This window comes from Sphingobacteriaceae bacterium (assembly GCA_002319075.1).
Classification (GTDB): Bacteria; Bacteroidota; Bacteroidia; order B-17B0; family Aurantibacillaceae; genus Aurantibacillus.
Genome location: NVQB01000001.1, coordinates 2231315 through 2252621, shown reverse-complemented (window position 1 = coordinate 2252621; position 21307 = coordinate 2231315). Strand labels below are relative to the sequence as shown.

The window sequence follows — 21307 nt, the reverse complement described above, 5'->3', positions numbered from 1 at the left end:
GGTAAATATGCTATTTTTGCGTGACAATAAAATTTTATGCAAATTATTATTCCAATGGCGGGCAAAGGTAAACGAATGCGTCCGCATACGCTAACTACCGCAAAACCTTTAATTCCAGTTGGAGGCAAAGCAATCGTTCAACGTCTTGTAGAAGATATTACACAGGTTTGTGGCCAAAAGGTAAATGAGATAGCGTTTGTAATTGGTCCGGATTTTGGTGCAGATGTTGAGCAGAATCTTATTAAAGTGGCAGAAAGTCAGGGCGCTAAAGGAAGCATTTATTACCAGGATAAAGCCCTTGGAACAGCCCATGCAATTATGTGTGCCAAAGATGCAATAAAAGGTAAAACAGTTGTAGCTTTTGCCGATACTTTATTCAAAGCAGATTTTGTGATGGATACTGAGCAGGAAGGTGTGATCTGGGTTCAAAAGATCGAGGACCCTAGCCAGTTTGGTGTAGTGAAGTTAGATGCAAAGGGGATGATTACAGATTTTGTTGAGAAACCTGAAACCTTTGTAAGTGACCTCGCAATTATTGGCATTTACTATTTTAAAGATGGCGACTATCTGAAAAGCGAACTACAATATCTGCTCGATAATAACATTACTGAAAAAGGAGAATTTCAATTGACCAACGCTTTGGAAAATATGAAGACCAAAGGCACAAGGTTTATGCCGGGTCAGGTAACCGAATGGCTTGATTGTGGAAATAAAAACGCAACGGTATACACCAATCAACGCGTGCTTGAATTTGACAAGGGAAAAGCACATTTAAAAGGTAAAAACATAAAAAACACAAACAGCATTATAATAGAACCATGTTTTATAGGCGACAATGTTGAATTAAAAGATTCAATCGTTGGTCCGCACGCAAGTATTGGCCCTAACACTAAGGTTAGCAACAGTATTTTAAAAAATTCAATCATTCAATCAGACGCTAAAATAAATAACGCAAATATCAGCAACAGTATGCTGGGTATTGGTGCTGAAGTAAATGGTAAGCCAATAGACATAAGCATTAGCGACTACACTCAACTCTTTGTATAAAACAAAAAACCATAGCCTTCTTAGTCTTGCACTTGTTATTCTCCTTACGGTTTTTGTAGCCTGTAAGACAAAGAAAGAAGCCGTAAAAGATCCTGCCATTAAAGGAAACGATCAGGCGGGAACGGAGCTCAATTATGCCCGCATGGGATATTTGTATGTAGAGGCCTGCCTGCAAAGAAAAAAAGGGAATTTACAAGAAGCGCTTCGCATGTTTGAGGAGTGCAGAAAAATTGAACCTAAAGATCCTGCTATTTATTACGAATTGGCCACGCTTTACAAATTACTGGGATCAAATGAACAAGCCCTTGCTTACGCCAAGTATAGTGCTGAAGCCAACCCAGGTAACGAATGGTATCAGCTATTGCTTATTGATTGTTACAATGCCACCAAACAATATTCACAGGCAGTAAAAATAAGAGAAGCGCTGATAAAAAAGTTTCCTGAAAAAACAGAGTTTAAAGAGGATCTTGCTATCGAGTACGCTGTAATGGGCATGTACGACAAGTCTTATAAAATTTATGAAGAGCTTGAAAAAACATATGGCATCAACGAACAAATTATCCTCAATAAAGTAAAATTATTAAAGAGCCAGAAAAAAACGAAAGAAGCAGAAGCAGAATTAAAAAAGCTGGTTTCTTCTAACCCATCTGAACCCCTTTATTATGGCTATTTGGCAGAGTTTTACCAGGAACAAAATGATCTGGAGAATGCAAAACTGATGTATGATAAGATTCAACTTCTTGATCCTGCAAATCCTGAAATTAATTTAGCACTGCATAATTATTACAGCGCAAAAGGAAATGAAGAATTGGCATATGAAAATTTAAAAAAAGCTTTTCTAAATCCTGATCTTGATATTGAAACTAAAACTAGTATTTTATCTTCTTTTTACACAAGGGCTGAATCGGGAGAGAAAGGTGCCTTTGAACGTGGTGTAGAATTAGCCGTGATTATGTTGGAAGCTCATCCTCAGTCAACTCAGGCAAATGCCATGTACGGCGATTTTTTGCGATTTGATAAAAAAATAAAAGAAGCTTCTATCTATTACTACAAAGCAGCCCTCAACGAAAGAAAAGATTTTAGAATCTGGGATAATTTATTGTACATAGACTATCAATTGCATCAGTTCGATTCGCTTGAGCATCACAGTGCTAAAGCCCTGGAACTTTTCCCCAGCCTGCCTTCCAATTACAAATACAACGGCATAGCCAACTCAGAGTTAAAGAATTACATAAAAGCAATTCAATCATTAAAAGACGGCATGGAATTCGCATCTGATAATACACAGAGACTTGATTTTCTAAGTTTATTAGGTGATGCATACTATTATAACAAAGACTATCAAAAATCAGATACCAGTTTTGAAGAAGCATTAAAAATAAATGCCGACAATACCTACGTTCTTAATAATTATGCTTATTATCTCTCGTTGCGCTCAGAAAACCTTGAGAGAGCAGAAAAATTATCGAAACGTGCAAATGATCTCAGGCCAAATGATCGAAGTTATCTCGATACCTATGGTTGGATTTTATTTCAGCAAAAAAAATATACCGAGGCCGAAGAGTTCTTAGCAAAAGCGGCTGCTATTGGCCCTAAGAATCCAACAATTCTTGAACACTACGGCGATGCCCTTTATAAAGTGAACAAAGTTACAGAGGCGGTTAAGCAATGGGAGATAGCAAAACAAAATGGTGGTAATTCAGAAAGCCTCCTGAATAAAATAAAAAGTAAAAAATTAAATGACTAGTTCCTTCGTTAAATATATTTCAATTCTTGTTTGTACTTCCATTTTAATACTTGTTATCACATCATGTAAAAGCAAAAAGAAACTGCAAACTGTAGAGGCTCCTGTTGTGGTTACAGAAGATACATCCAATATCAAATGCCGTTTAGACTATAAAAATGCAAGGGCATTAAGCCGTTACGTAAAAGAAAACGAGTTTAAGTTTGAATGGATTAATGCCAAGGCCAATGTAGAATCGAATGTTGATGGCAATGAAGAAAGTTTTGATGTAAGAGTGAAGTGCAAAAAAGACAGTGCAATCTTTATTACCATAGAAAAACTCTCGATCGATATTGCGAAAATCTTGATTACAAGAGATTCTGTTAAAATGCGCATCGATATTAAGAAGCAATATTTTGTGGGGGACTTTAAATATATTAACGAACTTTTAAATGCCGACCTGGACTTTGACCTTTTGCAAGCTGTGCTTTTTGGAAACAGTGCCGAATTTCAGGAAGACGAAACAAAGTTAAAACCTGTAACCGATAGGCAGAATTGTCATTATTTGCTTAGTACTGAGCGTAAACGCCGCTTAAAAAGAATTCAAACAGGAGCCTCAGACGTTAAAAACTCACTGCAAACATTAACACTTAACCCTGATAATTATAAAATATTAAAAAATGAATTTATAGAGTCAACCACCAACAGGATTTTCATTGCAAACTACTCCAACTTCACGCAGAAGGACAGTGTTTATGCACCATACCATGTTGATATTGATATAGTGGCGCAAAAGAAAGCAAACATAAAAATTGACTATGTTCGCATGGAGAAAAATACACCTCAAAAACTGACTCTAAATATTCCATCAAAGTATGATCCAATACAAATACAAAAAAAATAAGTGGGTGCTGGTTACAGCATTTGTTTGTTTTATTGTATTTGCTTTTCCTGGTCGTGCCCAACACTCTTCTAAAAATTCGAAGCAGGATTTACAAGCTAAACGTCGCCGGATCGATGCAGAGATTAAGGAGATCAATGCCATTTTAACGGAGACTAAAGCAAATAAAAAGTCGTCGATAGGAGCACTCGTAAACATTAATATGAAACTGGAAAAACGCCAGGAGCTTATTAATACCATTAATTTGCAGCTCGCTGAGGTTAACCGTGATATTAAGCGCAATGAGACCGAGAGTCTTCAGTTAAAAAACAATCTTGAGAAGTTAAAAGTAGAATACGCACAAATGATTGTATTTGCCCAAAGAAATCAGGATTCATACAGTGTGCTGATGTATATTTTTGCCGCCGAAAATTTTAATCAGGCCTATTCACGTTTAAAATATTTACAACAGTATTCCGAATTCAGGAAAAAGCAGGCGATTGAAATCATAAATACACAAACAAGTTTACTTGCAAAGCTTAGCGAATTAAAAGAGCAGCGTCATCAAAAAAATGTGCTGCTTGGAAACGAACAAGAAGAGAAATTACAACTCAGTGGCGAAAAATCAGAACAAGAACAAGTGCTTACAGATCTTCAAAAAAAGGAGAAAGAATTAAAGACAGAGCTTGAAAAGAAAAAAGAAGATGCTACCGAATTGCAGCGTGAAATTAAGCGACTTATCGAAGCAGAGATAAAACGTAAAATGGAAGAGGCTGTGCGTGCAGAAAAAGCGCGCGAGGCGGCCGCAATAAAGAAGAGGGAAGACAAGGAAAGAGAGGAGAAGAAGAAAAAGCAGGCGGGTCAGAAAACACATCCCGATACTAAAGACGTGAAGCCGGAAGTTCCTGTTAAACCTGAAAAGGTTGAAAAACCCGAAAAGTCAAACCCTTCTGTACCTGAACTCAGCGAGGAAGCAGTTGCTTTAAGCGCTGACTTCTCAAACAACCGCGGTAAACTTCCCTGGCCGGTAGCAAAAGGCGTTATTTGCGAAACTTATGGCGAACACGAGCATCCAGCTATAAAAGGATTTATGATGTTTAATAACGGCCTCGAAATATGCGCCACTAAAGGTACCCAGGCGCGTGCAGTGTTTGAGGGCGAAGTTACTAGTATCGCAGTCTCACCCACAGGAGGAAAACTCGTAATTATCAGGCATGGCGAATATTTAAGCGTGTATTGTAACCTGGGAGATATTCTTGTAAAAACAGGGCAGAAGGTAAGTGTGAAACAGGTTATAGGAACAGTGATGTACAATGAAGATGAAGATAAAACTTCAATGAATCTCCAGATTTGGAAGGGTCAGAAAACAATGGATCCAGGTGGCTGGTTATTTAATGCGCGATAAACAATAAAAAACTTCTCAGAAATAAAAAACCCCGTCCTGATTTCAGAACGGGGTTTTATTTTTAATATGAAATTAGTTTTTGAAGAACTCTTCGTAGCTAACTTCTTTAGTGTCGAGTGTACATTTTTCTTTAATCAAACCTAAAACTTTTTTGCTGTAAAGGTTTTCGAAGATACGTTGCGCTTCTTTTTCTTTGCTTAAAAGATCTTTAGAAATTTTTTCCAAATCATCTTCGGTTGGTACTTGTCCGTAACGGGCATATTCACTTTTAATAAAGTTTTTAGCTTCTTCCTTAGCCTCATCACCAGTTACCTGAATGTTATTATCCTTAATAATTTTATTTTCAATCAAACGCCATTGCATGGCTTTAGAGTAATTCGGATAATCACTTTCAATTTCTTCCTGGGTAATTGGTTTTTCGTTTGCAACTGCCAACCATTTTTTCAGGAAAGTATCGGGCAACTGAAGATTGGTTTTTTCTACCAGTTTATTTTCCACTTCCGTTCTCAAAAATTTTTCTGAATCCGCGCTAAACATTAATCCTAACTCTTCGCGAATTTTGTTTTTGAATTCTTCTTCACTCGTAATTTTTCCTTCACCATAAACTTTGTCAAAAAGATCTTGATTAAGTTCAGCGTCTTCTAAGCGGGAAATGTTTTTTACAGTTAATTGTAAATCACAATTTACGGTTTCAGCAGAGTCTTTATCAATTCCTAATGAAACACTTTTATCTAAAGCACTTTCATAAAGATCGTTGATGTTAATTACCACCTTATCATCTTTTTTAAGGCCTACTAGTTTTGCTTTTGCCGATTCATTTTTAGTACGCTCGTAACTTACAGTCGTACTCTTAAAAATTCCGCCTGGCTTAATAGCTCCGGTTTCATCTAACTCGTTGATGTCAACAAACACTACATCTTTCTCTCCCGCAACATCCGGCGTTGTTGGCTTGCCATAATTACGGCGAATGTCTTTCAGATATTTTTCTATTAATTCATCGTCTACTTTTACCGTTTTGTAAGTAAAAGTATTTTTGGTGTCTAAGTTTATTTTAAAATCAGGCGCAAGCCCTAATTGATAAACAAATTCAAAATCTTTTTGGTTGTTAAAGTCAACAGAAGTCTGATCTTTTGGTAAGGGATTTCCAAGAATCTCGATTTTGTTTTCTTCAATGTATTTATTAATGGTGTCGTTCAATAATTTATTAATCTCGTCAACCAAAATTTGAGTGCCATATTGTTTTTTAATTAAACCTGTTGGCACTTTACCTGGTCTGAAACCTGGCATATTTGCTTGTCTTTGCACTTTTTTAATGCCTTCACTCACGCGATTTTCGTAATCTGGAGGTGTTACAGAAATTGTTATCTCAGCATTTAAATTGTCAATATCGTGCTTTGTAATATTCATAGTAGTAAATTTTTAGGAGGGCAAAAATAAGGAATTTTCTTTATTTATTTGGCCTTTTAACCCGTTGAAAAAGAGAAAATTAACAAAATTCAAAGAAATGATACGGAAAAGCTACATGCAAACTCTTTTTTCGCATCAAGTGAAATGATCCCGTCTTTTTGTTCGAGATCTTGTGTACTGTTTTCACGGTCAGCAATGCCGTACCAGGGTTCGAGGCAAATAAATTCCTCACTGCCTTTTTTGGCCCAGATTCCGAAATAAGGCCAATTCTTGCATTCCATCGTTATGTTGTGAGAAGACTTATCAGATTTTAAGGAAATGCTGTTGATCTGGTTGTTTTCAAAAACCAGCGCGTCTCTGTCAAATAACGTTTTTGAAAGCTGAAGTCTTTTGCCCTTCAATTCCAGATCGGCTTTGGTTGATTTACGAAGTCCATTGTTTAATGCGGTAACCTGATAATGAGAAGATTCAAATTCCAGGTAATAGTCATCAAATTGTTCAGAGTTTGATAAAGGACATTTAAAGCCGGGATGTGCTCCTACGCTAAATAGAAGCTTGTTTTCTGAGAAATTTAATAGTTTATATTCTGTTGTTAATGTATTCCCTATCAAATTATATTTTATCTGAAAAATGAAATCAAAAGGAAAAATTGTCTTACTTTTTTCATCAGATACTAACTCAAATGTCGCGTGATCTTTGCCGCTGGAAATAAGTTGAAAGTGGCGATCCCTCGCAAAGCCATGCTGACCTAGTTCGTAGCGTTGGTCTTTGAAAATAAAAAAATTATCTTTTAACTTTCCTACAATAGGAAATAGAACCGGGGCATGTCTTGGCCAGACGTCTTTGTCTGCTTGCCAGATGAACTCCACTCCGTTTTTATTTTTTACACTGCAAAGTTCAGCACCTGAAAAAAGCAGGCATACATCAAGCGACTCTGAGGAAAGAAAATGTTTCATCTTTCTTAAAGCATCATTACCCCTTTTATGGCGCCTGCTTTTTTATAGACTTCAATAATCTCTTCAGCAGTCATAACTACTTGTTTTGCGGTAATGCTGGTATACTTTCCCTTGTCGCTTTCTTTAGTATGAATATCGGTTTCGGCTTCGAAAATATTTTCAACGAGGGCAATTGTTCGGTTGTCGCTGGGAACAATAAGTTTAAACATATATACACTTGGAAAGGTGGTCGTTTCAACAAGTTTTAGTCTGAGTTTTTCTAGATCTTCTTCTGTCATTTTGTATCAAAAAAATGATTGTAAATAAGTACAAGGCCAAAAATAACCAATAATCCGCCGGTTATTACATTTACAATGTACATGGTTTTAGGAGTTAAAATTTGCTTTAATTTCCCTGCAGCAGCTACTTTGCCGAACTCTACAAGAAGAACAAGGCCAAGCGTTATGCTGAAATAAACAATCATGTTTAAAATTTTATAATCCAGTGTTTTACTAACGGCTGTTACATTGCCGAGCCATAAAAGCCATACCGCCGGATTAAGGCAGTTAAGCAGAAAGCCCTTTAAAATCATTGCTTGTGCAGAGGGCGCAACAATTTGAATAGTATTGTTTTCTTTTGGGGCAGGTTGTTTGAAGTGTAATACACCAAATACAATTAAAATAATTCCGGCCAGGATGCCCATAAATCTTTGGCTTTTTTCGTCCTGAATAAAGTTACTGGCCCCAAAATGGATCAGAAAAATAATGAGAATGGATACCAGGAAATCACTGGCTACTACCCCTATAGCAAGTAGAGAGCCGGTTTTGTAGCCATGCGTTATACCCGTATTTATAAGAGCAAAAAAGGCCGGACCAAAAGAAAAAGTCAGCAACAAAACAATTACAACCGTTTGATATATTAAACTTAAGATCAAAAAAATTAGCTTTTATAAGTTTTTAAAAAGGCAAGCCATTCATTGAGTTGTTTACCTTTTAGTACGCGCGGAAATTTACTTTGGCCGCCAAGTTTATTTTTGCTCGCAAGAAAATCAATAAATGCCTGGTTAGGAAGAACGGTGATAAGAACTTCTTTTAAAGCGTGTTTTCTTTCTACGGCATAATCATCATTCAAAGTCTTCAAATAATGATCGAGCTTTTCCTTTAATTCGTTCTCATCTACAGACTTGTCAATTCCTACATACCAATGGTGGGCAAACAATCCCTGATAGGGAGTTCCAACAACAGCGTACTCATTAATATGAATACCGAGATCATTGGAAGTAAGCTTAACCGCCTGGTTCATATTATCAACGCTTAAGTGTTCGCCGCAAAGGCTAAGGAAGTGCTTAGTGCGGCCTGTAACTATTACTTCGCAACGTTTAAGATCTGTGAATTTTATGGTATCACCTATCATATAACGCCATGCACCTGCACAGTTTGTAATAAGAACCGCGTAATCTTTATTCAGTTCCACTTCCGTTATGTTAAGAGGGTGCGCATCCGGCTTTACATTTCCATCAGCATCAAAATATTCTTCAGTAAATGGTATAAACTCGAAGAACATTTTATTGTCCGTAATAAGCTTCATGCCTTGTTGTGCGTTAGGCCTTTCCTGGTAGGCAAGAAACCCCTCCGATGCCATGTAAGTATCAAGATAAATCAACGGTTTAGCACACAAAGCCTCTATACTTGTTTTATACGGATGAATTGCAACGCCACCATGCACGAAAATGGCAAGATTCGGCCAAACATCATGTATGGTTTTGACTTTGTAATGCTCAATGATACGTTCAAACAAAATTTGTATCCATGCCGGCACACCGCAAATAAAACCGACATTCCATTGCTTGGCGTTATCCACAATTTCCTGAAGTTTATTTTCCCAGTTCGTCAATGAACGAATATCAGGGCCTGGTAAACTGAAATTCTGAAACCAACGGGGTTGAGTGCCTGTAGTTATTCCGCTGAGGTCGCCACTAAAATACGTCCCATTAAAATTTAAATTTGTGCTCCCTCCCACAAATAAAACTTCCGTTTCGTATTGTTCTTTTGTGAAGTTAAAATGTTTGGTAGAAAGAATTTGTTTAATGGTTCCTTTTTGAATAGACTTGATCATGTCTTTCGTTACAGGAATATGTTTACTTGACGATTCTGATGTTCCGGAGCTTAGGGCAAAGTAATTAATTTTGCCGGGCCAGCAAACATTTCGTTCGCCCTTTAAGGCCCTGTGCCACCACGCATCGAAAATACTCTGGTAATCGTAGATTGGTACCGTGTTTTGAAAAGTCTTAACTGGGTCTTCTTGTAAAGCAAGTTCACTGAATTTAAACTCCGTGCCAAAATCGGTAAACATTGCTTTGGTAATAAGCTTGTGAAGTTGTTTTACCTGCTGCTTATAAACATTTTTTCTTCCAGGTATTCTGGACCGGATGTCGATAGCACCTTTAATTATGGAACCAAGTATTGGCATTAGTAGTTATAATTTTTAGATAATGAATAGCTTTAAAAAGAGCGCAACTATTTTATGTATCTGAAATCGTGGTTGTTTTTTAAGCTTTTTAACGAGTGATAAATAAGTTTAATGACTTCTTCCACGTCTTGCTTGTTCACTGTTTCAACAGTTGTGTGCATGTAACGCAAAGGCAAAGAGATTAACGCAGAAGCAATGCCATCTGTTGCATAAGCAAAAGCATCCGTATCTGTGCCTGTAGCCCTGGAAGCTGCCTGGCGCTGAAAATCTATTTTATTTTTCTTCGCAGCATCTACAATCAGTTTCAAAAGATTGTTTTGAACAGCCGGAGCATAGCTCAATACCGGGCCTTTTCCACACGCCAGGTCACCGCTCGTGATTTTACTCATCATAGGGCTTTGTGTATCGTGACATACGTCGGTAACAATAGCCACATTTGGATTTATTTTGCGTGCAATCATAGTGGCACCATTGAGGCCAACTTCTTCCTGAACAGAATTTACAATGTATAAACCAAAAGGTAATTTGTCTTTATTTTCTTTTAACATCCGCGCAACTTCAGCAATCATAAAACCTCCGATGCGGTTATCCAAAGCGCGTCCCGTGTAGTAACGGTCATTTAGTTCCATTAACTCATCCTGGTAAGTTACTACGCAGCCTACATGTACACCCAGGTCTTCCACTTCTTTGTCTGATTTACAACCAAGGTCTAAAAAAATATTTTTTAAACTTGGCGTTTCTTCTTTTGCTGCATCACGCACGTGTATTGCAGGCCAGCCAAATACACCTTTTACAATTCCCTTATCGGTGTGAATGTTTACGCGCATGGAAGGTGCAATTTGATGATCTGATCCACCGTTGCGACGGAGGTATATAAATCCGTCCTTGGTAATGTAATGCACAAACCAGCTTATTTCATCTGCATGGGCTTCGATCACCACTTTATATTCTGCTTTTGGATTTATAACCCCAACTGCCGTACCATAGGTATCAACAAAATACTCATCAATGTAAGGTTTTATATAATTGAGCCATATTTTTTGACCGCTGCTTTCAAAACCTGTTGGAGAAGGATTATTAAGGTATTCGTAGAGAAATTTGGTAGCGTTTGCGGTTATAATGGATTTGGTTTTTGCCATAAAAAATTAACTATTTAAGAACTTTAAATTAACGTAAAAAAAATGAATTCTGAAAGTAGATTTTCGTGATAAAAGCCACTCCCCATAGCTATCCTGATCGCCGTTTACAGAGAGTACTGCAAATGTTTTTTCCGGTAATTCTATTCAAAAGTTACAAGAAAAATTTACTTTTTTTTCTCTTTTTGCCAGGTTTTATATTCGTCCTGTTGTTGGGGTCTGTAAGCAGGCATTCTTCGCAGTGGTTCGCAAGCTTTTAATGTAGCATGACAGTCAGCCGGCAATTGTTGATAAAGTTGTGTGCCCTTGGTTTTCCAGGCAATCATATCGTCGCTTACATCCTTAATTACTTTTGCAGGATTTCCTACAGCTATTTTTCTTTTTTCAATAACCATTTCTGCAGGAACCATGCTTAGGGCGCCAATAATACACTCATCGCCAATAACTGCGTTATCCATAATCACAGAATTCATCCCTATTAAGCAGTTTTTTCCAAGCGTGGCTCCGTGAATAATGGCTCCGTGCCCTACATGTGCAGCTTCTTTTAAAAGTACTGTTGTGCCTGGAAACATATGTATTGTGCAATTCTCCTGCACATTACAGCCGTCTTCAATGATTATTTGTCCCCAATCGCCTCGTATAGCAGCTCCCGGCCCTACATAAACGTTTTTACCGATAATTACATTCCCTGTAACAGTAGCATTCGGATGAATAAAAGCACTTCGGTCTATAATCGGTTTATAACCGTTGAATTCAAAAATATTAGCCATGGTAGTGATGTTCGCTCACGTTCAAAATAAGGCATTAAATACCTAAAATCAAACTTGCAGTTTTTAAATAAAGCTATAGTTTTTAACCGAAATGAAGCTATTAAAACCCCTGTAAATACAGCTATTATGCACAATGCTATAAACCGTAGCAAGAAATAGCTACTAATCGTAGTAATTTTGTTATGAAATTATAAACACTAAAAAATGAATAGTCAGATAGCATCAGGTAAAACCTCAACATTACAAGAGTGGGCAAGTTTTTTAAATGTCTTGAATGGCTCTAAAAATAACGAAACGCCTCTTTTAAAAAATACAGATTCGGCAAAACGTATTGTGATGCATCTTGAAAAACAATTTTCAAAAGTAGAAGAGCCAGCCATATTTCGACGCCTGGGTAAGCATACGCAATTGGTTTTGCATTTTTCGGAAGTGGCATAAAAAAACCCCTTCTTCCAATGTTTATCAGGATGAAGAGGTTTTTAAAAAACTGATGAGGGATTATACGACGATTTCGTCCATGTCTTTATTGAAGAACTTAAATTCCAACATTCCCTGGCTTGCCATTCCTTCAACTTTAATCCATTGTTTGTGCTCGAAGTACCATTTCCATTGGTGACTTCTTAAAAAACCACCTTTTTTAATGTAAGCTTCTACATAAGGATGTGTATGGAGTGTAATGTTTTTTTGATTTTGCTCTTTCGCAATAAAACGTAAAGTATTGTCAATTTGATCTACAAATAAAACACTTGGTTGCACCTGTCCTGTTCCACCACAACTAGGGCAGGTTTCCAATACTTCAATGTTTACTTCAGGACGTAAACGCTGACGGGTAATCTGAATTAAACCAAATTTACTTGGAGGAAGAATATTGTGTTTTGCACGATCGCTTTTCATTTCCTCTTTTAATTTATCAAAGAGTAATTTGCGATTTTCGGGGCTATGCATGTCGATAAAATCCACAACAATAATTCCACCCATATCGCGTAACTTCAATTGGCGCGCTACTTCTACTGCTGCTTCGAGGTTTACATCGAGTGCATTTTGTTCTTGTGTATTATCGCTCTTTGCGCGATTTCCGCTATTTACATCAAACACGTGTAAAGCTTCTGTATGCTCTATAACCAGGTAAGCGCCACTTTTCATGTGAACGGTTTTACCAAACAAACTCTTAATTTGTTTTTCAATACCTAATCCGTCAAAAATGGGAAGTTTTCCGCTATATAATTTCAGGATGTCAACTTTATCCGGCGCAATAGTTTTGATATATCCCTTAAGGTCTTCAAACACAGTTGCATCGTTAACGTGAATGGCATTAAAAGAGGCATTTAAGAAGTCGCGAAGAATAGCATTACTTCTGTCTACTTCACCCAACACACGCATGGGTGGTTGAGAAGTTTTAATAGCATTGTAACATTCGTCCCAACGGGCAATAAGATCATTTAAATCGCCTTCAAGATCTGAAACAGATTTTCCTTCAGCTACTGTGCGTACAATTACACCAAAATTCTTTGGTTTAATCTTTTGCATCAAGTCTTTTAAACGGGCTTTCTCTTCAAAATTTCTGAGTTTTGAAGAAACAGAAATCTTATCAGAAAAAGGAATTAAAACAAGGTAACGACCAGCAAGACTAATTTCAGTGGTGATACGAGGTCCTTTAGCGCTGATAGGTTCTTTAGCAACCTGAACCAATAAATTCTGACCGGATTTTACAATTTCATTAATTTTTCCGTCCTTTTTAATTTCCGGCTCATTCTTAAAATACATCAGGTTACTCACGTTTTGTTTTCCGTTTTGAGTAGTCTCAACATATTTTATTAATGAATTGGCCTGAGGGCCAAGATCCAGGTAATGTAAAAAAGCATCTTTTTCATATCCAACATCCACAAAAGCAGCATTAAGGCCGGTCATAACCTTTTTAGCCCTTCCCAGATAAATATCGCCTACCGAAAATTTTGAATTATTTTTCTCGCGGTGAAGCTCTACCAGACGTTTATCGTGTAGTAAAGCTATTACAACCTCGTTAGGCGTGGAATTAATTATTAATTCTTGATTCACGCGCTCAATATTTTTAATTTATAAAATCTTAAAAGCCGATAACAAGCAGTGTTTAAGGCACGCTAATGCGTATGATTCGCAAGCTCAGAAACACAAAATTGTTTATTACGGTAAATAACTAAAACGGAATAAGCCATCGGCTCTTCCGTAATAGTAGTTTTAAATAATCATCTCTATCCACTAAAAGTGAATTAAGAGAGAATCAGATTATTTCTTTTTATGGCGATTCTTCCTCAAACGTTTTTTGCGTTTGTGAGTTGCCATTTTATGTCTTTTTCTTTTCTTTCCGCTTGGCATAATGCTAAATTTTAATTGTTATTATTTAATTTATTAATTTTCTTCTGTTTCATTAAACTAAAAGCATTCTACTTAGACTGCTTTAATTGTTGTATGTACTTCTCAATTTCAACCTTTGCTGTTATATCCTTTGTTTTTGCAGCATATTTTTCCAGCATTTCAATTGTTTTACCTGTCTCTCCCTGTTGCTCATAAGCATCTGCAAGATGTAAATACGCTTCCACGTAATTACTATCAATACGGATTACTTTTTTAAACCTCACAATAGCTTTATCTAACTGCTGACTTTTTACAGAGAAAAAAGCAAAGGTTAACTGCAATTTTACATTGTTACTGTCCGTTTTTTCAATTTCTCTGAGTTTGCTCACGCCTTGCATTGGATCTGACGAACCTTCTACATAACAAGAAGCAAGCATAATGCGTGCGTCAACATTTTTCGGATCAAGTTTTAGGCCTTTTTCAAAACAGCGCATTGAGCTTTGATAAAGTACCGGAACTTCTGATTTATCCTGGGTAAATTGAACAGAATAATAGTAGCGGTTACCGGCGTTAAACCAACTTTCTGCCGTATTTTTCACTTTTGCAGACTCTTCTGCATAATGGGCAGCTAGATCAGGGCGTTTAAGTTTGTTCCAGCTTACGGTTAAACTATCATAGTTCTTGGCTGCAATTAACTTTTCAAAAATTACTTTTTGATCGGCATTTGCCACTTTGATTGCCATGCTTAAATACACATCCAGATTTGCATCTGACGATACTGCCGGCGATTCAACCGCATGATCATGACCGTCATCGTCTGAATGTTGGAGGGCTATTTTAGGAGCAATAAATAAAAGAACGAATAGAACAAGAGCGCCAACTATTAAGAGTAACTGAGTTTTTTTAGCGCTCATTTTTTTTGTTAATCAAGGTTTTTTGGCAAAGGTTCAGCGGTTTTCACATTACGCTTAACTCTGTCTGAGAATGTTTTAGCAGCTTTAAAAGCTGGTATATAATGTGCGGGGATAACAACTGTAGTATTTTTGGAAATATTACGGCCAATTTTTTCAGCACGTTTTTTTACAACAAACGTCCCGAAACCTCTTAAATAAACATTTTTACCTTCTACCATCGAGTTGCGTATGGTTTTCATAAACGCTTCTACGGTAGCCTGCACAGCCATCTTTTCTATGCCGGTTTTTTCTGAAATTTCATTAACTATATCTGCCTTGGTCATTTTTACAAACTATTTAAAATCAATTAATTGTATTTTAAAACGGGCAGCAAAGATACTACTATTATTATCAATTGAAAATTTTTTTTGGTTTTTACAAAATTAAGCCCAAAACCATCTGTAAATGCAGTATTTTTAGGGCTTCAAGGGATGGAAAATTGGTTTGGAACGCATATTACCGGCTGGTATCTTAAAAACAAGAGAGATTTGCCGTGGCGACAAGAAAAAGATGCTTATAAGATCTGGCTTTCTGAGATAATTCTTCAGCAGACCCAGGTTGTTCAGGGCCTTAATTACTATTTAAAGTTTACTCAAAAGTATCCAACCGTAAAAGATCTTGCTATGGCGCCCGAAGACGAGGTGCTTAGACTGTGGCAGGGCTTAGGTTATTATTCGCGCGCTCGCAATCTGCACGCTTCGGCAAAGCTGATTCATGCGAATTTTAAAGGTATTTTTCCGTCCTCGTATTCGCAAATTAAAGAGTTAAAGGGTGTTGGCGATTATACTGCTTCGGCTATTGCCAGTTTTGCGTACGATTTGCCGCATGCCGTAGTGGATGGAAATGTTTACAGAGTTTTAAGCAGGGTGTTTGGAATTAAAACACCTATCGACGCCTCAAAGGCAAAAAAAGAATTTCAGGAACTTGCAGACCAGCTTCTGGATAAAAAAAATCCGGCTCGGTATAACCAGGCAATTATGGAATTTGGGTCGCAGTATTGTAAACCCTCGAATCCGGATTGTGAAAGTTGTGTTTTAAATGATAAGTGTTACGCATTCAAACATGGTTTGGTAGCTGAGCTTCCTATCAAGGCAAAAAAAGTCAAAATCAGGAAGCGCCATTTTAATTACCTCGTACCTATAGATAAGAAAGGAAATCTTGTGATTCATAAAAGGCAGGCAGGCGACATTTGGCAGGGTTTGTATGAGTTTACGCTTATAGAAACGGATACTGCCTTAACTCAGCAACAGCTTTTTAAAACCAAACAATTTAAAGAGGGCCTTAAAAGTACATTTACCGTTAAGTACACATCGGTTGAATACAAACACATTTTGAGTCACCAACATTTGTACGCAAAGTTTTATGTTTTAATGATATCGGAGGTATTTAAAAAATCTTCCATAAAAACAGGTAGTGGAAGCTCTATTCTTACCAATATCGACAAATTAAATGACTTTGCCTTTCCACGTTTAACCGGAAAATTTTTAGATGATTGTGATTTAAAAGAAATAGTATAAATTTGATTAAAATTAACCCCATGAAATCAAAGAATCACGAAGCTTTAAATTTAACGCCACAAAGGCTAAATAAGAAAATTCTTATTCTCTTGGCTGTTGTATTCAGTCTAAGCACTTACGCTCAGATATACACAGCTAAGACCGGTGCCACAGCTATTACTTTTTATTCTGAAGCGCCAATGGAAAATATTGAAGCTCTCAATAAAGGGGCGATAATTGTTTTAAAAGCGTCTTCAAATGAAATTCAAATAAGAGTTACCATGCAAAATTTTAAGTTTAAAAATGCACTTATGGAAGAGCATTTTAACGAAAACTACATGGAAACTGAGAAGAAAGTGGATGGAGCCTATCCCAACCGTAATGGAGAATTTAAAGGTAAAATAAATGAACCTGTTGATTATTCCAAAGACGGCGAAACTAAAGTAACAATTACAGGAAAACTCACTATGCACGGTGTTACCAAAGATGTGACGCTTAATGGCACAGTTACAAAAAAAGGCACAGAGGTAATTATCTATAGTAAGTTCAGAGTTAAAGTAGCAGATTATAATATTAAGGTCCCTTCTATGTATGTAAAAAACATTGCGGAAGAAGTAGATGTTACAGTTAGCAGCACTCTGGAACCCCTTCAAAAAAAATAATCAGCATTCACACATATGAATTTAGTACAAAAATCAATTTTTCTTTTCACCCTAAGCGTTTACTCACAACTGAGTTTCGGTCAGGAAGACTTGCTTAGCCTTGTAGATGATAAAAAAGAAGAAGGACATAAAAAGGTTTACGCAACCTTTAAAACAGTTAGAATAGGGAATGCTCAAACTATTGAAACGGTGAAGAAAAAGCACCTCGACTTTCGTATTAGTCACCGGTTTGGAAATGTTTACGACTCTAACAACAAAAATCCAATTAACGAAACCTTTCAAACGTCTTTAGGATTTGATAATGCCTCCGATATACGATTAAGTTTTGATTACGGAATACTTGACAATCTAAGTGTTGGTATTGGGAGAAGCAAGCTGAACAAGTTGGCAGACGCCAATGTAAAATGGAAAATCCTTGAGCAAACCACAGATTTTCATATGCCCATTTCACTTGCTTTTTTTACAAGTATGGGATATTCTCACGCGCCAACGTCTGCTATCTACAACGGCATCGTAAAAGATTTTCCAACTAAGGAAGCACACCGGTTTAATTACTTCAGCCAGTTTATTATTGCAAGTAAAGTGAGTGACTGGTTGTCGGTAGAGTTATTGCCGAGTTACATGTATCGTAATTTCATCAAAGAAAACGTAAACACTAAAAATGGAAACGCAGCAGATGTAAATGGTTTTTTTAGCATGGGAATAGGTGGTAGGGTTAAGTTAACCAAACGCTTAAGTTTAATTGGAGACTACTTTTATAATACGCCAGCTTTCTATCAAAAAAATGATAAGGTTTTTAATCCATTATCACTTGGTATTGAAATCGAAACGGGGGGCCATGTATTCAGTTTATTTTACACCAATGCAAGCGGACTTATAGAAAACAACTACATTCCTTACACTACAGATAGTTGGGCTAAGGGGCAGGTAAAATTTGGATTCTGTATTTCACGTACTTTCGCATTATAATGTGATCCCTTCAGCAACCGATAATATATTTTACGCACACCTTTTACAAACGCATAATCCATTACCCGTATTAAGAATTAGTACGGAACAGGTGTGGCCTTCTATTTTCGTGCTCGTTTGTTTGTATTTGCTGGTTGTAATAAAATTAAACGCTTTTCCAAAGGTGGTAAGAATCGTACAATCTACCTTTAGCTCGCAGATGCTGCAGCAACTTGAGCGCGAAGAGTTTAATCCTTATAAGTTTTATTCTATAGCTCTCAATGCCATTTTTATTCTGAATGTTTCTTTTCTTGCCTACAAAATAAACAGTCTGAATAAATATGTACTCGTTGACGCTAGTCAATTTGCTCAGTTTTGTTTTTTCTTTTTTATTGTTGCGCTGGTTTTTCTTTTAAAAGCTTTTGTGAATGTGGTACTGGCTTTTTTTACCGAGCAAAAAAAAGTCATCTCTGAATACGTAACAAGTTCTACCTTAATTAATCAGAGTTTCGGACTCTTCCTTTTCCCCTTAATAGTTCTCATTGAATTTAGCCCCTTTAATCCTGGTATTTTTGTGATCGGCGCTCTGCTTGTACTTATTGGCGCCATCTTGCTTAAGTGGTATAGGGGAATAATAATGGGACTGGTTGAAGAAAGAATAGGATTATTGCAGATTTTCTCTTACTTTTGCGGTTTGGAAATTTTGCCAATTTTTGTTTTGGTAAAATATATAATTGAAACTTTTTAAACACAGGACAATTAATGTCAGCAAAGAGAAGCCCAGCCAAAAAAAAAGAGGCAAAAAAGGAAGTTAAAAAGTCGACAAAGAGTGTAAAAACATCTTTGGCTAAGAAGAATAAAGCAGCCAGGCCTCCTGCAAAAAAATCTAAAGCAGCAGTTAAGAAAGCGCCGGCTAAAGCAGTAAAACCTGTGATAGCAAAGCCTTCTAAAAAAGAGCTTAAAACGGCAGTTAAACCCCTAAAAGAGAAAAAGCTAATAACCAATTCTGAAGATAAAGAGAGTATTGAAAAGGCTCAGGCCGTAAAAAGAGTTAGAAAATCTTCAAAAAAACAAGTTATTACTTTACCATCTCCTCCTGCAATTGAAATAAGTAATCATCCTAAAACCAAAGTTCGCAACCTTCTTGTTTCTCAACCAAAGCCGGCTGAAAATGATAAAAACCCTTATTTGGATCTTGCTAAAAAGCATAATTTGGGTGTAACATTCAGGCAGTTTATTAAAGTGGAAGGCCTTACTTCTCAGGAATTCAGAGCTCAACGCATTGATATTTTAGAACATGGTGCAGTAATTTTAACCAGCAAATTAGCAGTAGATCATTACTTCAGAATTTGTAATGAAATGCGCATAACTGTTCCGGAAAGCATGAAATATTTCTGCATTAACGAGCAAACTGCCTATTATTTACAGAAGTATATCCAATACCGTAAACGTAAAATATTTTTCGGACACGGCACCATCATTGATCTTGTGGATGTAATCCGTAAAAACAAGGCAGAGAAGTTTCTTCTTCCTGCAAGTGACGTTCACAAAGAGCAGATTGTTGATTTTTTAGATGAAGTGAAAATAACTTTTACAAAAGCCACTTTCTACAAAACTGTCAGCGCCGACCTTAGTGATATGAAGTCTCTGGCCGATTATGACATTCTTGTGTTTTTCACACCGGTAGGAATCCGATCTTTAAAACATAACTTTCCAAACTTTAAACAAGCTAATACAAGAATTGCTGCCTTTGGACATGCAACTGCTCAAATGGTAAAAAATCTTGGTTTTCGCCTGGATATTTTTGCTCCTAATCCTCAGAATCCTAGTATGACGGGAGCATTAGACAATTATATAAAAGAAGCTAATAAAAAGTAATCAGCTTATCTTAGGCTTACCTATTCCCGAAATTAATTTTAAAATTGATTTTTCAATAGCAGGATATTCTTCCTGCTTTTTGCCTATATAAATAAACGCTACTAAGAGTTTTTTGCTATTTAATTTTAGGTTTTCGTAAAAGGGACCTTTATGCAAGCGATAAACCTCCCGCATACGGCGTTTGAGTTTATTGCGGTCGTGTGCACGCTTAAAACTTCTCTTAGGAGCTACAAACATGGCCTGCGCCGGAAATATGAGTTCCACTGGAGTTTCAGTGTACACCAATTTCACCGGGTAAGAGGTTAGCGATTTTCCTTTGCTAAACAGAAGTTCCATTTGCTTTCTGCTGCATAAGCGTTCCTGTTTATGAAAGGTATTTTTGATTTTTTGTATACTTAAGTGAGGTGCTTACAGAAAGGCTTCGCGCTTTTCTAATTTTTTGTTTGGTAAAGATAATTTTTTACTTTTACACAAAACTAAATTATTATTATGGGAAAAGGTGATAAAAGAACTAAACGTGGCAAAATTCATATTGGTTCAACAGGTGTAACGCGTCCAAAAAAGAGTAAAGCCGCTAAAAAATCTAGTGCCAAAGCTGCTCCGAAAAAAGCTGCTGCTAAAAAAGCTGCTCCAAAAAAGGCCGCTAAAAAAGCAGAATAACATTAAAAACGAAACCCCGGTCAGCCGGGGTTTTTTAGTAATAGAGGAAAATGGACCTTGAGGATTTTAATAAAAAAGCTCAACAGCAGAAAAAAGAAAATCAAATTTTTTTTAAGAAGTTGAAAGCCAAGCCTCCCAAAAACCTGGATCGGCTCTTCCACGATAACCATCAAAAAGTTTTTGAAAAAACAGATTGCCTAAAATGCGCTAATTGTTGTAAAACAACATCCCCTATATTTTACCAGCGTGATATAGAAAGAGCAGCAAAAGCACTTAATAAAAAGCCTGGCGAGTTTCTCCAGGAGTATTTATTCATGGACGAAGATGGCGACTTTGTGCTTAAACAGGCCCCATGTCCTTTCTTAGACCACGAAAACTATTGTTCCATCTACGAGGACCGTCCCAGCGCATGCAGAGAATACCCTCACACAGATCGAAAAAAAATGCATCAAATTCTTGATATTACTTTTAGAAATACTTTGGTTTGTCCGGCTGTTCTTGAGATTGTAGAGAGAATTAAAAATCTATAACTAATAGCGTGATATAAACTCAAACCTTCATTTCATAAACTAAAATGGCCTCCCTACAAACCATAAGTGAATGTTTA

23 protein-coding genes are annotated in these 21307 nt (G+C 36.8%); 12 read left to right on the top strand and 11 right to left on the bottom strand.

Features of this window, described 5'->3' with window-relative positions; translation table 11 throughout:
* Nucleotides 1–36: 36 nt before the first annotated feature.
* Genes CNR22_09870 through CNR22_09855 form a run of 4 tightly spaced genes read left to right on the top strand, consistent with a single transcriptional unit; the run spans nt 37 to nt 5055 of the window.
* Complete coding sequence (locus CNR22_09870) at nt 37–1047, top strand: nucleotidyltransferase (GenBank protein ID PBQ32063.1); 1011 nt, start codon at nt 37–39, stop codon at nt 1045–1047.
* On the top strand, nt 1040–2794 hold the full coding sequence (locus CNR22_09865) for a hypothetical protein (GenBank protein PBQ32062.1): 1755 nt from the start codon (nt 1040–1042) through the stop codon (nt 2792–2794). The genes CNR22_09870 and CNR22_09865 overlap by 8 nt, the downstream gene beginning before the upstream one ends.
* Entirely contained in the window at nt 2787–3674 is an 888-nt protein-coding gene (locus CNR22_09860; GenBank protein PBQ32061.1) for a hypothetical protein, read from the top strand. Before CNR22_09865 ends, CNR22_09860 begins: the two co-directional genes overlap by 8 nt.
* Nucleotides 3646–5055 (top strand): hypothetical protein, encoded by a 1410-nt coding sequence (locus CNR22_09855; protein PBQ32060.1) that lies wholly within the window; start codon nt 3646–3648, stop codon nt 5053–5055. Before CNR22_09860 ends, CNR22_09855 begins: the two co-directional genes overlap by 29 nt.
* Nucleotides 5056–5127: 72 nt before the next feature.
* On the opposite strand, the gene tig is transcribed toward CNR22_09855, so the two are convergent.
* The 7 genes from tig to CNR22_09820 all read right to left on the bottom strand — a co-directional run bounded on the left by tig (nt 5128) and on the right by CNR22_09820 (nt 11772).
* Nucleotides 5128–6462 (bottom strand): trigger factor, encoded by a 1335-nt coding sequence (tig, locus tag CNR22_09850; GenBank protein ID PBQ32059.1) that lies wholly within the window; start codon nt 6460–6462, stop codon nt 5128–5130.
* 89 nt (nt 6463–6551) lie between these two features.
* Nucleotides 6552–7418 carry a hypothetical protein gene (locus CNR22_09845; protein ID PBQ32058.1) on the bottom strand — a complete coding sequence of 289 codons (867 nt, stop codon included), beginning with the start codon at nt 7416–7418 and terminating at the stop codon, nt 6552–6554.
* Nucleotides 7419–7423: 5 nt separating this feature from the next.
* On the bottom strand, nt 7424–7696 hold the full coding sequence (locus CNR22_09840) for a hypothetical protein (GenBank protein ID PBQ32057.1): 273 nt from the start codon (nt 7694–7696) through the stop codon (nt 7424–7426).
* Nucleotides 7693–8337, bottom strand: coding sequence for a hypothetical protein (locus tag CNR22_09835; GenBank protein ID PBQ32056.1), 645 nt, complete (start codon nt 8335–8337; stop codon nt 7693–7695). The genes CNR22_09840 and CNR22_09835 overlap by 4 nt, the downstream gene beginning before the upstream one ends.
* Nucleotides 8337–9866: a GH3 auxin-responsive promoter gene (locus CNR22_09830; GenBank protein ID PBQ32055.1), complete on the bottom strand. Its 1530-nt coding sequence runs from the start codon at nt 9864–9866 to the stop codon at nt 8337–8339. Before CNR22_09830 ends, CNR22_09835 begins: the two co-directional genes overlap by 1 nt.
* Nucleotides 9867–9913: 47 nt before the next feature.
* The gene (locus CNR22_09825) at nt 9914–11005 is read right to left on the bottom strand and encodes a peptidase M42 (GenBank protein ID PBQ32054.1); all 1092 of its coding nucleotides are present in this window, start codon (nt 11003–11005) and stop codon (nt 9914–9916) included.
* A gap of 164 nt (nt 11006–11169) precedes the next feature.
* Nucleotides 11170–11772 carry a gamma carbonic anhydrase family protein gene (locus CNR22_09820; protein ID PBQ32053.1) on the bottom strand — a complete coding sequence of 201 codons (603 nt, stop codon included), beginning with the start codon at nt 11770–11772 and terminating at the stop codon, nt 11170–11172.
* A 204-nt stretch (nt 11773–11976) separates the two neighbouring features.
* On the opposite strand from CNR22_09820, the gene CNR22_09815 reads away from it, so the two are divergent.
* The gene (locus tag CNR22_09815; protein PBQ32052.1) at nt 11977–12210 is read left to right on the top strand and encodes a hypothetical protein; all 234 of its coding nucleotides are present in this window, start codon (nt 11977–11979) and stop codon (nt 12208–12210) included.
* Between the two features lie 60 nt (nt 12211–12270).
* Here CNR22_09815 and CNR22_09810 read toward each other — a convergent pair whose 3' ends face one another.
* The 3 genes from CNR22_09810 to CNR22_09800 all read right to left on the bottom strand — a co-directional run bounded on the left by CNR22_09810 (nt 12271) and on the right by CNR22_09800 (nt 15340).
* Nucleotides 12271–13827, bottom strand: a complete 1557-nt coding sequence (locus CNR22_09810) for a ribonuclease E/G (protein ID PBQ32051.1) — start codon at nt 13825–13827, stop codon at nt 12271–12273.
* A 365-nt stretch (nt 13828–14192) separates the two neighbouring features.
* Nucleotides 14193–15017: a hypothetical protein gene (locus CNR22_09805; protein ID PBQ32050.1), complete on the bottom strand. Its 825-nt coding sequence runs from the start codon at nt 15015–15017 to the stop codon at nt 14193–14195.
* Nucleotides 15018–15025: 8 nt separating this feature from the next.
* A complete protein-coding gene (locus CNR22_09800; GenBank protein ID PBQ32049.1) occupies nt 15026–15340 on the bottom strand; it encodes an integration host factor subunit beta in 315 nt (104 codons plus the stop codon).
* A gap of 147 nt (nt 15341–15487) precedes the next feature.
* Here CNR22_09800 and mutY point away from each other — a divergent pair, with 147 nt between their 5' ends.
* The 5 genes from mutY to CNR22_09775 are packed head-to-tail and all read left to right on the top strand — an operon-like array spanning nt 15488 to nt 20040.
* Nucleotides 15488–16573 carry an A/G-specific adenine glycosylase gene (gene mutY, locus CNR22_09795; protein PBQ34868.1) on the top strand — a complete coding sequence of 362 codons (1086 nt, stop codon included), beginning with the start codon at nt 15488–15490 and terminating at the stop codon, nt 16571–16573.
* A gap of 20 nt (nt 16574–16593) precedes the next feature.
* The gene (locus CNR22_09790) at nt 16594–17214 is read left to right on the top strand and encodes a hypothetical protein (GenBank protein ID PBQ32048.1); all 621 of its coding nucleotides are present in this window, start codon (nt 16594–16596) and stop codon (nt 17212–17214) included.
* 15 nt (nt 17215–17229) lie between these two features.
* Nucleotides 17230–18183: a hypothetical protein gene (locus CNR22_09785; protein PBQ32047.1), complete on the top strand. Its 954-nt coding sequence runs from the start codon at nt 17230–17232 to the stop codon at nt 18181–18183.
* Nucleotides 18149–18910 (top strand): hypothetical protein, encoded by a 762-nt coding sequence (locus CNR22_09780; protein PBQ32046.1) that lies wholly within the window; start codon nt 18149–18151, stop codon nt 18908–18910. Before CNR22_09785 ends, CNR22_09780 begins: the two co-directional genes overlap by 35 nt.
* A gap of 14 nt (nt 18911–18924) precedes the next feature.
* Nucleotides 18925–20040, top strand: a complete 1116-nt coding sequence (locus CNR22_09775; GenBank protein PBQ32045.1) for a hypothetical protein — start codon at nt 18925–18927, stop codon at nt 20038–20040.
* Here the strand turns inward: CNR22_09775 and CNR22_09770 are convergent, their stop codons facing one another.
* A complete protein-coding gene (locus tag CNR22_09770) occupies nt 20041–20376 on the bottom strand; it encodes a ribonuclease P protein component (protein PBQ32044.1) in 336 nt (111 codons plus the stop codon).
* Nucleotides 20377–20529: 153 nt separating this feature from the next.
* Here CNR22_09770 and CNR22_09765 point away from each other — a divergent pair, with 153 nt between their 5' ends.
* Both CNR22_09765 and CNR22_09760 read left to right on the top strand, forming a co-directional pair.
* A complete protein-coding gene (locus CNR22_09765) occupies nt 20530–20700 on the top strand; it encodes a 30S ribosomal protein THX (protein ID PBQ32043.1) in 171 nt (56 codons plus the stop codon).
* Nucleotides 20701–20750: 50 nt separating this feature from the next.
* A complete protein-coding gene (locus CNR22_09760) occupies nt 20751–21230 on the top strand; it encodes a zinc/iron-chelating domain-containing protein (GenBank protein ID PBQ32042.1) in 480 nt (159 codons plus the stop codon).
* Nucleotides 21231–21307: the final 77 nt, after the last annotated feature.